Here is a 13,970-nt window from a genome sequence, read left to right on the forward strand (position 1 = left end):
TTTATGGATTGATTATCACCGCTGGCTGTGAAAAACAAATTCAATGAAAAAGGCTGGCATTAAGTTATTTAATAGATGAATCTTTTCAAAAGATAGAATTAATAAAGAATATGTATCATAAAATACAAACAAATCTTTTGCACGTTGGTGCGGAGCTAGCAACCCTTAATGGAAAAGAAGTAAAGTGGAAGTAGAAGTTATACAATCAAAAATAATCACAATTGCCTAATAATGATATTACAATATTGACAAAAGTATTAATTTCTTAGTAAACTAATTATAACAATTATAATGTAAGAATATTTTTGGAATAGAGGTGCATGGCGATGAATCAGTTAAAAGAAGCATTGGAAACTTTAAAAGAAACTGGAGTACGAATAACTCCACAACGTCATGCGATACTTGAATATTTAATAAACTCGATGTCACATCCTACAGCAGATGATATTTATAAAGCCCTTGAAGGAAAATTTCCTAATATGAGTGTGGCGACAGTTTACAATAATTTACGAGTATTTCGTGAGGTAGGTTTAGTAAAAGAATTAACATATGGTGATGCTTCTAGTCGATTCGATTTTGTAACATCACACCATTACCACGTAATTTGTGAGAACTGCGGAAAAATCGTTGATTTCCATTATCCTGGGTTAGATGAAGTGGAACAACTTGCTTCTCATGTTACCGGATTTAAAGTGAATAATCATCGTATGGAAATTTACGGGACATGTCCTGAGTGCACAAGTAAAGAAGTGCATTAAAAATGCGAAAAAGCCGATTAAGATATCGGCTTTTTATTTTTTGACTTTTTATTATAGGACTCATCAAATTCTTTGCCTTCAAGGTTCGGGTCAAGTGTTAATGGTTCACGGCAGTACATACACATATCCACTTTCCCTAGCATTTTTGTGTGTTTACCACAACTTGGACATTTAACTTGTATGGTTTTGGTTGATAACATACCAATCCAAAAATACACCACTGTACTTGCAATGATAAATAATAGTCCGAAAAGCATAAAGATGGTCATAATAAGTGGAGAGTTACGAAAGTATATTCCACCATACATTACAATAAAGCCGATAAATATTAAGGATAATGCAAAGCTGCGGATTTTATTTATTTTACTTGAATATTTAGCCATATTTCTCCCTCCTAGACAAACTATACCATATTTACATCTTCTGAAAAAATGTTATGTTAAAGAATGTCGAAATTTGTCTTGTGTATAAGAAGGAGATTCTTTATTACTGTCGAACATATAGTTATCGAGAAAAATGGAGGAATGATGGATGAAAGACATTCTTCGGCCCATTTATCAGGAACGGGCTAGTCAATCCAATACACTTGGGGTATTGATGATAGAAAAGAGACATAAATCAAGTCATACTACTGACACCTTTGATGTAATCCTTTTAATTATTGTAAAAGAGGGAGAGCAGCCGTTATCAATAAAGCATTATACTTATAATGACAGCAAGGCAGCGATGCATATTATTACGGAGGCTCAATTAAAAGATTGGCTTCTATTAGGTACAAATCGAAAAATTTTTGAATGGCTGCATACTGCAAAAGTATTATTTGATCGCAATGAATATATTGAAAACCTTAAAACGGAGCTCCGTGAATTCCCGTTTAATGGACGGAAGATTAAAATGGGGTTAGAATTTGCGAAGTTAATAAGAAGGTATGTAGATGGAAAGGCTCTCTTCGAAAATAAACAACACCTTGACGCCTATAATTATGTTGTTCATTCTCTTCACCACTTAGCACGACTAGCTGTAATAGAAAATGGGCTTCATCCAGAATTAACGGTTTGGCAGCAGGTTAAACAAATTGAACCTGAAATAGTAAAATTATATGAAGAGCTTGTAAACAGTGAGGAGCCTATTGAAAAAAGACTGGAGTTATTATTTTTAGCTAGTGAGTTTATGATACATTCTCGTACGAAAGTGGGTTGTGCCCATCTCCTGGAAGTATTAAGTATGAAAGAATACTGGTCCTTTAATGAAATACAGAATGAAAAAGAATTGATTCCATATTCTGTTGATTTGGCCGTACTTATTGAGTATTTAATTGAAAAAGGACTAATTGATGTTGTTAGTTTAGAAACAAAGGGACATGGTATTTATCATCGATGTTATCAGGTCAGTAAAAAATTATTGTAAAAAATAATAAAAGCTATTGACCTTTTTTGAGATACTTGATATATTAATAACCGTCGCTGCGACAAATGATTTAAGTTATCGCAGATGACGGTTTTATTTTTTTGAAAATAATATTGACACTATAAAATAAATTGTGTTATATTATAAAAGTCGCTTACGAGCGAAAGTGATTATTGTTCTTTGAAAACTAAACAAACAAGAACGTCAACAAAAATTATTAGTTTCTTCTATAGAAACTAGCCAACGTAACAAAATGAGCTATATCAACTTTCTTGGAGAGTTTGATCCTGGCTCAGGACGAACGCTGGCGGCGTGCCTAATACATGCAAGTCGAGCGAACCAAGAGGTGCTTGCACCTCTTGGTTAGCGGCGGACGGGTGAGTAACACGTGGGCAACCTGCCTGTAAGACTGGGATAACTTCGGGAAACCGGAGCTAATACCGGATAATCCTTTTCCTCTCATGAGGAAAAGCTGAAAGTCGGTTTCGGCTGACACTTACAGATGGGCCCGCGGCGCATTAGCTAGTTGGTGAGGTAACGGCTCACCAAGGCGACGATGCGTAGCCGACCTGAGAGGGTGATCGGCCACACTGGGACTGAGACACGGCCCAGACTCCTACGGGAGGCAGCAGTAGGGAATCTTCCGCAATGGACGAAAGTCTGACGGAGCAACGCCGCGTGAGCGATGAAGGCCTTCGGGTCGTAAAGCTCTGTTGTTAGGGAAGAACAAGTACCGGAGTAACTGCCGGTACCTTGACGGTACCTAACCAGAAAGCCACGGCTAACTACGTGCCAGCAGCCGCGGTAATACGTAGGTGGCAAGCGTTGTCCGGAATTATTGGGCGTAAAGCGCGCGCAGGCGGTCCTTTAAGTCTGATGTGAAAGCCCACGGCTCAACCGTGGAGGGTCATTGGAAACTGGGGGACTTGAGTACAGAAGAGGAAAGCGGAATTCCACGTGTAGCGGTGAAATGCGTAGAGATGTGGAGGAACACCAGTGGCGAAGGCGGCTTTCTGGTCTGTAACTGACGCTGAGGCGCGAAAGCGTGGGGAGCAAACAGGATTAGATACCCTGGTAGTCCACGCCGTAAACGATGAGTGCTAAGTGTTAGAGGGTTTCCGCCCTTTAGTGCTGCAGCTAACGCATTAAGCACTCCGCCTGGGGAGTACGGCCGCAAGGCTGAAACTCAAAGGAATTGACGGGGGCCCGCACAAGCGGTGGAGCATGTGGTTTAATTCGAAGCAACGCGAAGAACCTTACCAGGTCTTGACATCCTCTGACACTCCTAGAGATAGGACTTTCCCCTTCGGGGGACAGAGTGACAGGTGGTGCATGGTTGTCGTCAGCTCGTGTCGTGAGATGTTGGGTTAAGTCCCGCAACGAGCGCAACCCTTGATCTTAGTTGCCAGCATTCAGTTGGGCACTCTAAGGTGACTGCCGGTGACAAACCGGAGGAAGGTGGGGATGACGTCAAATCATCATGCCCCTTATGACCTGGGCTACACACGTGCTACAATGGATGGTACAAAGGGCTGCAAGACCGCGAGGTTTAGCCAATCCCATAAAACCATTCTCAGTTCGGATTGCAGGCTGCAACTCGCCTGCATGAAGCCGGAATCGCTAGTAATCGCGGATCAGCATGCCGCGGTGAATACGTTCCCGGGCCTTGTACACACCGCCCGTCACACCACGAGAGTTTGTAACACCCGAAGTCGGTGGGGTAACCGCAAGGAGCCAGCCGCCTAAGGTGGGACAGATGATTGGGGTGAAGTCGTAACAAGGTAGCCGTATCGGAAGGTGCGGCTGGATCACCTCCTTTCTAAGGATAATGCAGTCCTTGTGGACTGATAAGAAGTTGACTGTTACTTGTTTGTTTAGTTTTGAGAGTGCAATTCTCTCTCAAAACATTTGCTCCTGCGCCGCAGTAGCTCGAGGAAGTAGTCCCTCAGCTCGTCGCAAGGCAGCATGATGTAAAGCTCTGAAGTTTAATCACGATGTGATTGAAATCAGTAGCCTCGTTCCTTGAAAACTAGATAATCGTAAGAAGAAGTCAAAGTAAAACCGAGAATCGCCATTTTAGTTTTTCTCTCTTATTCATTTAAGAGTATAACCATTTAGGTTAAGTTAGAAAGGGCGCACGGTGGATGCCTTGGCACTAGGAGCCGATGAAGGACGGGACTAACACCGATATGCTTCGGGGAGCTGTAAGTAAGCTTTGATCCGGAGATTTCCGAATGGGGGAACCCACTGCTCGTAATGGAGCAGTATCTTTACCTGAATACATAGGGTATTGAAGGCAGACCCGGGGAACTGAAACATCTAAGTACCCGGAGGAAGAGAAAGCAAACGCGATTCCCTGAGTAGCGGCGAGCGAAACGGGACATAGCCCAAACCAAGAGGCTTGCCTCTTGGGGTTGTAGGACACTCAACATGGAGTTACAAAGGAACGGGGTAGATGAAGCGATCTGGAAAGGTCCGTCATAGAAGGTAAAAACCCTGTAGTTGAAACTTCGTTCCCTCCTGAGTGGATCCTGAGTACGGCCGGACACGTGAAATCCGGTCGGAAGCTGGGAGGACCATCTCCCAAGGCTAAATACTCCCTAGTGACCGATAGTGAACCAGTACCGTGAGGGAAAGGTGAAAAGCACCCCGGAAGGGGAGTGAAAGAGATCCTGAAACCGTGTGCCTACAAGTAGTCAGAGCCCGTTCATGGGTGATGGCGTGCCTTTTGTAGAATGAACCGGCGAGTTACGATCCCATGCAAGGTTAAGTTGAAGAGACGGAGCCGCAGCGAAAGCGAGTCTGAATAGGGCGAATGAGTATGTGGTCGTAGACCCGAAACCAGGTGATCTACCCATGTCCAGGGTGAAGTCCAGGTAACACTGGATGGAGGCCCGAACCCACGCACGTTGAAAAGTGCGGGGATGAGGTGTGGGTAGCGGAGAAATTCCAATCGAACTTGGAGATAGCTGGTTCTCTCCGAAATAGCTTTAGGGCTAGCCTCACGTTGTAAGAGTCTTGGAGGTAGAGCACTGTTTGGACTAGGGGCCCTCATCGGGTTACCGAATTCAGACAAACTCCGAATGCCAAAGACTTATCCGTGGGAGTCAGACTGCGAGTGATAAGATCCGTAGTCAAAAGGGAAACAGCCCAGACCACCAGCTAAGGTCCCAAAGTTTACGTTAAGTGGAAAAGGATGTGGAGTTGCTTAGACAACCAGGATGTTGGCTTAGAAGCAGCCACCATTTAAAGAGTGCGTAATAGCTCACTGGTCGAGTGACTCTGCGCCGAAAATGTACCGGGGCTAAACGTAACACCGAAGCTGTGGATTGACACCATATGGTGTCAGTGGTAGGAGAGCGTTCTAAGGGCGTTGAAGCTAGACCGTAAGGACTGGTGGAGCGCTTAGAAGTGAGAATGCCGGTATGAGTAGCGAAAGATGGGTGAGAATCCCATCCACCGTATGCCTAAGGTTTCCTGAGGAAGGCTCGTCCTCTCAGGGTTAGTCGGGACCTAAGCCGAGGCCGAAAGGCGTAGGCGATGGACAACAGGTTGATATTCCTGTACCACCTCTTTATCGTTTGAGTGATGGGGGGACGCAGGAGGATAGGGTAAGCGCACTGCTGGATATGTGCGTGTAAGCAGTTAGGCTGGTGAATAGGAAAATCCGTTCACCTTAAGGCTGAGCTGTGATGCCGAGGGAAATATAGTACCGAAGTTCCTGATTCCACACTGCCAAGAAAAGCCTCTAGCGAGATAAAAGGTGCCCGTACCGCAAACCGACACAGGTAGGCGAGGAGAGAATCCTAAGGTGAGCGAGAGAACTCTCGTTAAGGAACTCGGCAAAATGACCCCGTAACTTCGGGAGAAGGGGTGCTTTTTGAGGTGAATAGCCTCGAAGAGCCGCAGTGAATAGGCCCAGGCGACTGTTTAGCAAAAACACAGGTCTCTGCGAAGCCGCAAGGCGAAGTATAGGGGCTGACGCCTGCCCGGTGCTGGAAGGTTAAGAGGAGGGGTTAGCTGCTAAGCGAAGCTCTGAATCGAAGCCCCAGTAAACGGCGGCCGTAACTATAACGGTCCTAAGGTAGCGAAATTCCTTGTCGGGTAAGTTCCGACCCGCACGAAAGGCGTAACGATCTGGGCACTGTCTCAACGAGAGACTCGGTGAAATTATAGTACCTGTGAAGATGCAGGTTACCCGCGACAGGACGGAAAGACCCCGTGGAGCTTTACTGTAGCCTGATATTGAATTTTGGTACAGCTTGTACAGGATAGGTAGGAGCCTGAGAAACCGGAGCGCCAGCTTCGGTGGAGGCGTCGGTGGGATACTACCCTGGCTGTATTGAAATTCTAACCCACACCCCTCATCGGGGTGGGAGACAGTGTCAGGTGGGCAGTTTGACTGGGGCGGTCGCCTCCTAAAGAGTAACGGAGGCGCCCAAAGGTTCCCTCAGAATGGTTGGAAATCATTCGCAGAGTGTAAAGGCACAAGGGAGCTTGACTGCGAGACCTACAAGTCGAGCAGGGACGAAAGTCGGGCTTAGTGATCCGGTGGTTCCGCATGGAAGGGCCATCGCTCAACGGATAAAAGCTACCCCGGGGATAACAGGCTTATCTCCCCCAAGAGTCCACATCGACGGGGAGGTTTGGCACCTCGATGTCGGCTCATCGCATCCTGGGGCTGTAGTCGGTCCCAAGGGTTGGGCTGTTCGCCCATTAAAGCGGTACGCGAGCTGGGTTCAGAACGTCGTGAGACAGTTCGGTCCCTATCCGTCGTGGGCGCAGGAAATTTGAGAGGAGCTGTCCTTAGTACGAGAGGACCGGGATGGACGCACCGCTGGTGTACCAGTTGTCTTGCCAAAGGCATCGCTGGGTAGCTATGTGCGGACGGGATAAGTGCTGAAAGCATCTAAGCATGAAGCCCCCCTCAAGATGAGATTTCCCATAGCGTCAAGCTAGTAAGAACCCTGAAAGATGATCAGGTTGATAGGTCAGAGGTGGAAGCGCGGTAACGTGTGGAGCTGACTGATACTAATCGTTCGAGGACTTAACCAATTTAAGGTGAACTCGTTTTACAAACTTCTTCTGAATTATCTAGTTTTGAGGGAATGAATTTTTTTAAAAAACCTCTTGAAAAATCTCAAAAAGACAGTATAATAAAGATTGTCTTTGAGAAAAGTAGTCTGGTAATAATGGCGAGAAGGTCACACCCGTTCCCATACCGAACACGGAAGTTAAGCTTCTCAGCGCCGATGGTAGTTGGGACTTTGTCCCTGTGAGAGTAGGACGTTGCCAGACTGCATTACTATTATTATTCCGCAGTAGCTCAGTGGTAGAGCTATCGGCTGTTAACCGATCGGTCGTAGGTTCGAGTCCTACCTGCGGAGCCATTCTTTTATGGAGAGCTGTCCGAGTGGCCGAAGGAGCACGATTGGAAATCGTGTAGGCGGGTAACCCTGTCTCAAGGGTTCAAATCCCTTGCTCTCCGCCATAAAACACTATCTATAACTTGTAACGGCCCCTTGGTCAAGCGGTTAAGACACCGCCCTTTCACGGCGGTAACACGGGTTCGAATCCCGTAGGGGTCACCAACGTTTTTCTGAAGCAACGAAAATAACCTTTAATATATGGAGGATTAGCTCAGCTGGGAGAGCATCTGCCTTACAAGCAGAGGGTCGGCGGTTCGATCCCGTCATCCTCCACCATAGTATTTCTATTGTCGCGGAGTGGAGCAACGAGCGTTACTTCACAGAATTAACTGCGAGTTGTATCAATCGAACTGCTGCTTGAATTGGCTTTCTGAGATTGATACAGTCCATACAAAGTATGGGCATGGAGTAATTGTAATAATTCTTATTGTCGCGGGGTGGAGCAGTCCGGTAGCTCGTCGGGCTCATAACCCGAAGGTCGCAGGTTCAAATCCTGTCCCCGCAATTCGGTCTGGTAGTTCAGTTGGTTAGAATGCCTGCCTGTCACGCAGGAGGTCGCGGGTTCGAGTCCCGTCCAGACCGCCATTTTCATTTAGGAAAAGGCTATATAATGTGGCTCAGTAGCTCAGTCGGTAGAGCAAAGGACTGAAAATCCTTGTGTCGGCGGTTCGATTCCGTCCTGAGCCACCATTTTTATTCTATTGATTATATGCTTGCCGGTTTAGCTCAATTGGTAGAGCAACTGACTTGTAATCAGTAGGTTGGGGGTTCAAGTCCTCTAGCCGGCACCATTTGGTGGAAATTTCATATTATGTGGAGGGGTAGCGAAGTGGCTAAACGCGGCGGACTGTAAATCCGCTCCCTCAGGGTTCGGCGGTTCGAATCCGTCCCCCTCCACCATTTATAGGGGTATAGTTTAAAGGTAGAACGAAGGTCTCCAAAACCTTTGGTGTGGGTTCAATTCCTACTACCCCTGCCAATCAATTTTATTATGGCGATTGTGGCGAAGTGGTTAACGCATCGGATTGTGGTTCCGACATTCGTGGGTTCGATTCCCATCAGTCGCCCCTTAAGACCACTTTAGTTGAAGATGAAAATTATCATTGGGCTATAGCCAAGCGGTAAGGCATCGCACTTTGACTGCGACATGCGTTGGTTCAAATCCAGCTAGCCCAGCCAATTTGCGGAAGTAGTTCAGTGGTAGAACACCACCTTGCCAAGGTGGGGGTCGCGGGTTCGAATCCCGTCTTCCGCTCCATAATATGGCGGCATAGCCAAGTGGTAAGGCAGAGGTCTGCAAAACCTTTACCACCGGTTCGAATCCGGTTGCCGCCTTAATTTTTCTTAGAATTAATAGCGCATTCTATTGCGCCGGGGTGGCGGAACTGGCAGACGCACAGGACTTAAAATCCTGCGGTAGGTGACTACCGTACCGGTTCGATTCCGGTCCTCGGCATTACTTTTAAAAAATAATATAATGCCGGTGTGGCGGAATTGGCAGACGCGCACGACTCAAAATCGTGTTCCTCTGGAGTGTCGGTTCGACCCCGACCACCGGTATCTAAAAAACACTCACAAATGTTGTTAAATCAACGTTTGTGGGTGTTTTTTGTTTGTTCAAAGGCTATTCTCATAAAATGCTTTTGTTTTTACATAATGCATGTATTCTTACTTCCTGCTCCTTACAAGTAATGATCTATAATCACGAATGAAGATGTTTGGTGCGAATTCTTTTTCTATCATTGATAACCCAATAATAAACCAGTCATAATACAAACAAAACCGGCTCTCATCTTGGAGGCCAGTTTTGTTATGAGCGATAAAAAAGGTGCTTACAAACAAATTACATTTCAAAATTGGATTTTTGAAATGTAAATAGTTGATGATTTCGGACGACTTCATTTATATAGTTCATAGTTATCTTTTCTGCTTCTTCGAGATTGTAGTGTGTCCGGTTATTTAGGATATTTGATAACATTCCTTGCCAAATTAGGTTTGTCAGTTCATTGATTCCATCGATATTTTCTACTTTTATCTGGCCTTCGCTTGCAGCTGCCTGTAATAGCCCCAAGCCCCTTTTGTCCATATTTCGCTCAAAGAGAATGGGTTTTAATTCTTCTGGGATGTTAATTAAGTCGTTTGGATAAAGTTTATAGTATTCTTCTAGTAGATCTTCTGGATGTTCCCCTAAGTCCATAATAAAAATAGCATGAAAGATTTGTGGGGCTTTGAATGAATGCTTACAAAAACATTGCCAAGCCAATAGGTATTTTTCTATTGGAGTGTTCCCCTTTTCCATATAGATAGCGACTTCTTCCGTATAGGTTTTCAAAAACTTCATTGAGGCAAAAAAGACTAAATGGGAAAGTTCGGAAAAGTAGTTATAAATCGTTGCGCTATTATAGCCCGCACGTTCTGCCACCTTCCTGATGGTAATCTTATCAATTCCCTCCTCCTCGATAATTTCAGCGGTTGCATCAACAAAATACGTCCACATTCGGCTCATTTGAATTTCCTTTTTTTTCATATCGTAACCCTCTTCACAGAAAATTTTTATATAGTGAATTTTTAGAAAATTTATATTGTCAGAAAATAACCGCTATGATAATATAACCATAGTTATAAAATAATCATGATTACTAAATTAATCATAACACAAGAAAGGGGAAAGTTGGAAAATATTTTTTACTAAAAAGGGGTTGAGGTAATGGAGAAGGTAAAAATTGATCCTGTCGTTTTTTGGTCATCTTTAATTGTGATTGTTGCAGCCACATTATTGTTGGTTGTCAACCGTGAATCAGCAGAACCGGTGTTAAGCAATATGATGTCAGATATCACCTTTAAATTGGATTGGGCTTTTCAATTATTAACGGTAGGCTTATTTATTGTCCTGATTTGGCTGATTTTTGGCCGCTACGGAAAAATTAAACTTGGTGAGGGAAAACCTGAATTTTCTTCCTTTAGCTGGGGAGCAATGCTGTTTTGTGCTGGGATGGGGACTAGTATCATGTTCTGGTCAATTATGGAACCAATCTACTATTATATTGGTCCTCCATTTGGAATTGAAGCGAATAGTAATGAAGCAGCCGAGTGGGCAGTTACATACGGGTTATTCCATTGGGGTATATCGGCATGGTCGCTTTACGCCTTGCCAACGGTTACCATTGCATACTCCTTTTTTGTAAAAAAGCAATCATCGTTAAAAATCAGTACTGCATGCCGCGGGGCACTTGGTAAATATGCGGATGGCTGGGTTGGGAAAATCATTGATATCCTAGTGATCTGGAGCCTAGTTGGCGGACTCGGTACTTCTTTAGGGTTAGGCGTACCGATGATTTCTGCCGTTATTGGAGAAATTTTAGGAATGGAGCAATCTCTCGGTTTAAGTATTATCATCATACTAATCTGGACGGTGATTTACTGTTCCAGCGCATATCTTGGACTATATAAAGGGATTAGAAAACTAAGCGACATTAACGTTTACCTTGCATTAGCACTAGCTTTATTTGTTCTAATCGCTGGTCCAACGCTATTCATTTTATCTTATTTTACAAACAGTTTAGGCTTAATGCTTCAAAATATTGTCCAAATGAGCTTCTATACGGATCCAATCAATAAAGGCGGCTTCCCGCAAGCATGGACGGTTTTTTATTGGGCTTGGTTTGCAGCGACAGCACCATTTATGGGTTTATTCGTTGCTCGTATTTCAAAAGGCAGAACAATTCGAGAATTAATCAGTTCCGTTCTCTTATGGGGTTCATTAGGAAGCTGGCTCTATTTTGCTGTCTTCGGCGGTTATTCTATGCACCTGCAATTAAATGATATTCTGCCAATTACACAAATACTAGACGCCAAGGGTGGTCCAGCTGTTGTAGTTGAGGTATTAAAAACGCTTCCTATTAGTACGGTCGTATTGATATTCTTTGTAACTTTAGGTTTTATTTTTCTGGCAACTTCCTTGGATTCTGCGACTTACATTTTATCAGCCATTGCGACCAAGGAGTTAAAGGATGGGCAAGAACCAGCCCGCTGGCACCGCTTGTTATGGGGAGCCATTTTAGCGGTAATGGCAATAGCCTTACTTATGATTGGCGGATTAAATGTCATTCAAACCTCATCGGTTATCGTATCCGTACCGGTAATTATCATCTATATTTTATTAACAGTGTCATTATTAAGATGGTTAAAGCAAGACCACAAGAAGAACTCTTCAGCTGAATCGGACCTAGAAGAAAAGGCAGGATGAAACCAGCTGATTGAGAGAGTGTGACAAAAGTCTGGAGGTAATACCATGGTTTTTAATGTACGTGATTCTTTCCTAACAATTAAGACTGAGTTCCCGCGGAAGGTTCGTGAGATCGAGCATGTTTGGATTCCAATGTCAGATGGGACCAGGCTTGCAGCGCGAATTTGGCTCCCGGAGGATGCAGAACAGAATCCCGTGCCCGCAATTCTAGAATATCTTCCCTACCGTAAAAATGACTTTACGGCCTTAAGAGACTCAATCCGTCATCCATATTTTGCAGGTCATGGATATGCCAGCATTCGTGTGGATATGCGGGGGTCTGGTGATTCAGATGGAATTTTGTACGATGAATACTTGCCGCAGGAGCAGGATGATGCTTTGGATGTGTTGAGTTGGATTGAGTCACAGCCTTGGTCTACAGGTTCTGTTGGAATGATTGGAAAGTCTTGGGGCGGCTTTAATGGACTGCAGGTGGCGGCACGCCGTCACCCTGCCTTAAAGGCGATTATCACGCTTTGTTCCACAGATGATCGCTACGCGGACGATGTCCACTATATGGGCGGCTGCCTTCTTGCCTCTGATATGCAGTGGTGGGCGTCAACTATGCTTGTCTACAATGGCCGGCCTGCTGACCCTAATGTTGTTGGTGAAGAGTGGCGCACCACATGGCTGGAACGGCTTGAGAAAACACCGCCGTTTGTTGAGGAATGGGTGAAGCATCAGCGTCGGGACGACTACTGGAAACACGGTTCAGTATGTGAAAACTATTCCGATATCAATATTCCTGTTTTTGCTGTCGGCGGCTGGGCAGATGGCTATACCAATGCAATCTTAAGGCTGCTCGGCGGGCTGACGGGTCCGCGCAAAGGATTAATTGGACCATGGGCACATGAGTATCCGGAGGTCGCAGTGCCAGGTCCAGCAATCGGTTTCCTTCAGGAATGCTTACGCTGGTGGGATCAGTGGCTAAAAGAAGTAGATACCGGGATTATGGAGGAACCGATGCTCCGGGCGTGGATGCAGGATAGTGTCCCGCCACAGGTCGATTACCCAGAGCGCACAGGCCGCTGGGTGGCAGAAAATGAATGGCCGTCACCGAATATTGTTCCGGCAGAATTCTGGTTAAACGGTCAGCAGTTAATTGAAAAACCATCTGAAGAGAAGGAGATTATTGTACCAAGCGTGCAAACCCATGGACTTTATGCTGGCGTTTGGTGTCCTTTTGGACAGCCTGGTGATTTAGCGTCCGATCAGCGCCTTGAAAATGGGCAGTCTGTGTACTTTACATCAGAACCACTAGAATCACCAATGGAGATTCTCGGGTTCCCAGAGATTCAGGTGGAGCTAGCGTCTGACAAGCCGAATGCTCTTCTTGCGGTACGCCTATGCGATGTTGCTCCGGACGGGGCAGTAACCTTGGTCAGCTGGGGGATGTTGAATCTCACCCATCGTGAGAGCCATGAACATCCAACTCCTTTGATACCTGGGGAACGCTACACAGTTAAAGTTTGTCTTAATGCAATCGGTCATGTACTTCCAGCTGGACACCGCTGGCAGGTTGCATTATCGCCCAACTACTGGCCGCATGCGTGGCCATCGCCTGAACCTGTCACGTTAACCGTAATCAGTAGTAACCAAACCCGCCTGACATTGCCGGTTCGACCGCCGCAAGAAAGGGATTATGAACTGCCCGATTTTGGTGCACCAGAGACAGCATGTGTAGCAGAACGGGAAATTTTAAGAGAAGAAAGCCGAACCCGAAAGGTTCACCACGATCTTATTAAGGGAGTATGGTTACTTGAAGACTTTTCCGATGAAGGCGCACGTCGTCTCTTGAGCAATGGGATCGAATATGGCAGCACCAACCGAAATACCTATACGATTTCTGAGGGTGATCCGTTATCTGCAGAGGTATGCTGTGAGTGGACATTGGATGTAGGTCGAGGTGAGTGGCAGACCCGACTCGAAAGTGTTAGTACGATGAAGTCAGATGCGGAGCGGTTTTTTATAACGAATGAACTTAAGGCTTTTGAGGGTGAGAAACAGGTTTTTAAGAAAAATTGGAATTCTGAGATCCCACGTGACTTAGTTTAATCGTTTAATAGAATGATAGCTTTTGAGATGTCCTCT

General features: G+C 45.2%; 6 protein-coding genes, 16 tRNA genes and 3 rRNA genes. 23 read left to right on the plus strand and 2 right to left on the minus strand.

The annotated features are described in order from the left end of the window. Positions 1–320: 320 nt before the first annotated feature. Positions 321–758, plus strand: coding sequence for a peroxide-responsive transcriptional repressor PerR (gene perR, locus QNH29_RS05915; protein WP_179602546.1), 438 nt, complete (start codon positions 321–323; stop codon positions 756–758). Positions 759–775: 17 nt separating this feature from the next. Here the strand turns inward: perR and QNH29_RS05920 are convergent, their stop codons facing one another. After that, positions 776–1,141 carry a YgzB family protein gene (locus QNH29_RS05920; protein ID WP_283863911.1) on the minus strand — a complete coding sequence of 122 codons (366 nt, stop codon included), beginning with the start codon at positions 1,139–1,141 and terminating at the stop codon, positions 776–778. Between the two features lie 148 nt (positions 1,142–1,289). Between QNH29_RS05920 and QNH29_RS05925 the strand changes: the two genes are divergently transcribed. From QNH29_RS05925 to QNH29_RS06020, 20 genes are all read left to right on the plus strand, one after another. Then, a complete protein-coding gene (locus QNH29_RS05925; protein ID WP_283863912.1) occupies positions 1,290–2,165 on the plus strand; it encodes a nucleotidyltransferase-like protein in 876 nt (291 codons plus the stop codon). A 269-nt stretch (positions 2,166–2,434) separates the two neighbouring features. Then, positions 2,435–3,984: ribosomal RNA gene (locus QNH29_RS05930) — 16S ribosomal RNA — on the plus strand. A gap of 298 nt (positions 3,985–4,282) precedes the next feature. After that, positions 4,283–7,220, plus strand: a 23S ribosomal RNA gene (locus tag QNH29_RS05935). 127 nt (positions 7,221–7,347) lie between these two features. Next, positions 7,348–7,463 (plus strand): 5S ribosomal RNA (rrf, locus tag QNH29_RS05940). Together the 16S, 23S and 5S rRNA genes with 16 tRNA genes alongside form the textbook arrangement of a ribosomal RNA operon. A 17-nt stretch (positions 7,464–7,480) precedes the next feature. After that, positions 7,481–7,555, plus strand: a tRNA-Asn gene (locus QNH29_RS05945). A gap of 9 nt (positions 7,556–7,564) precedes the next feature. Next, positions 7,565–7,656: transfer RNA gene (locus QNH29_RS05950), tRNA-Ser, on the plus strand. A 25-nt stretch (positions 7,657–7,681) separates the two neighbouring features. After that, positions 7,682–7,756, plus strand: a tRNA-Glu gene (locus QNH29_RS05955). 38 nt (positions 7,757–7,794) lie between these two features. Next, positions 7,795–7,870, plus strand: a tRNA-Val gene (locus QNH29_RS05960). 155 nt (positions 7,871–8,025) lie between these two features. Then, positions 8,026–8,099 (plus strand) — tRNA-Met (locus tag QNH29_RS05965). Between the two features lie 3 nt (positions 8,100–8,102). Continuing rightward, positions 8,103–8,179, plus strand: a tRNA-Asp gene (locus QNH29_RS05970). Positions 8,180–8,208: 29 nt separating this feature from the next. Further along, a tRNA-Phe gene (locus tag QNH29_RS05975) sits at positions 8,209–8,284 on the plus strand. A 25-nt stretch (positions 8,285–8,309) separates the two neighbouring features. Then, positions 8,310–8,385: transfer RNA gene (locus tag QNH29_RS05980), tRNA-Thr, on the plus strand. 24 nt (positions 8,386–8,409) lie between these two features. Further along, positions 8,410–8,494, plus strand: a tRNA-Tyr gene (locus QNH29_RS05985). Positions 8,495–8,499: 5 nt separating this feature from the next. Beyond that, positions 8,500–8,573 (plus strand) — tRNA-Trp (locus QNH29_RS05990). 15 nt (positions 8,574–8,588) lie between these two features. After that, positions 8,589–8,661: transfer RNA gene (locus QNH29_RS05995), tRNA-His, on the plus strand. A gap of 37 nt (positions 8,662–8,698) precedes the next feature. Beyond that, positions 8,699–8,773: transfer RNA gene (locus QNH29_RS06000), tRNA-Gln, on the plus strand. Positions 8,774–8,777: 4 nt separating this feature from the next. After that, positions 8,778–8,852, plus strand: a tRNA-Gly gene (locus QNH29_RS06005). Positions 8,853–8,858: 6 nt separating this feature from the next. Beyond that, positions 8,859–8,929, plus strand: a tRNA-Cys gene (locus QNH29_RS06010). Between the two features lie 35 nt (positions 8,930–8,964). Then, positions 8,965–9,050: transfer RNA gene (locus QNH29_RS06015), tRNA-Leu, on the plus strand. Positions 9,051–9,073: 23 nt separating this feature from the next. Further along, positions 9,074–9,154 (plus strand) — tRNA-Leu (locus QNH29_RS06020). A 283-nt stretch (positions 9,155–9,437) separates the two neighbouring features. On the opposite strand, the gene QNH29_RS06025 is transcribed toward QNH29_RS06020, so the two are convergent. Then, a complete protein-coding gene (locus QNH29_RS06025) occupies positions 9,438–10,121 on the minus strand; it encodes a TetR/AcrR family transcriptional regulator (protein WP_283863913.1) in 684 nt (227 codons plus the stop codon). Positions 10,122–10,301: 180 nt separating this feature from the next. On the opposite strand from QNH29_RS06025, the gene QNH29_RS06030 reads away from it, so the two are divergent. Both QNH29_RS06030 and QNH29_RS06035 read left to right on the plus strand, forming a co-directional pair. Continuing rightward, entirely contained in the window at positions 10,302–11,840 is a 1,539-nt protein-coding gene (locus tag QNH29_RS06030) for a BCCT family transporter (protein ID WP_283863914.1), read from the plus strand. Between the two features lie 45 nt (positions 11,841–11,885). Next, positions 11,886–13,934: a CocE/NonD family hydrolase gene (locus QNH29_RS06035; RefSeq protein ID WP_283863915.1), complete on the plus strand. Its 2,049-nt coding sequence runs from the start codon at positions 11,886–11,888 to the stop codon at positions 13,932–13,934. The last annotated feature ends 36 nt before the right edge of the window (positions 13,935–13,970 follow it).

The sequence above is a fragment of the Neobacillus sp. DY30 genome, assembly GCF_030123065.1.
In the GTDB taxonomy this organism is placed as follows: domain Bacteria; phylum Bacillota; class Bacilli; order Bacillales; family Cytobacillaceae; genus Neobacillus.

What these genes read in the sequence shown, in the direction of transcription:
- perR (WP_179602546.1), top strand. Translation starts at nt 321, where the DNA reads ATGGCGATGAATCAGTTAAAAGAAGCATTGGAAACTTTAAAAGAAACT.
- QNH29_RS05920 (WP_283863911.1), bottom strand. Translation starts at nt 1,141, where the DNA reads ATGGCTAAATATTCAAGTAAAATAAATAAAATCCGCAGCTTTGCATTA.
- QNH29_RS05925 (WP_283863912.1), top strand. Translation starts at nt 1,290, where the DNA reads ATGAAAGACATTCTTCGGCCCATTTATCAGGAACGGGCTAGTCAATCC.
- QNH29_RS06025 (WP_283863913.1), bottom strand. Translation starts at nt 10,121, where the DNA reads ATGAAAAAAAAGGAAATTCAAATGAGCCGAATGTGGACGTATTTTGTT.
- QNH29_RS06030 (WP_283863914.1), top strand. Translation starts at nt 10,302, where the DNA reads ATGGAGAAGGTAAAAATTGATCCTGTCGTTTTTTGGTCATCTTTAATT.
- QNH29_RS06035 (WP_283863915.1), top strand. Translation starts at nt 11,886, where the DNA reads ATGGTTTTTAATGTACGTGATTCTTTCCTAACAATTAAGACTGAGTTC.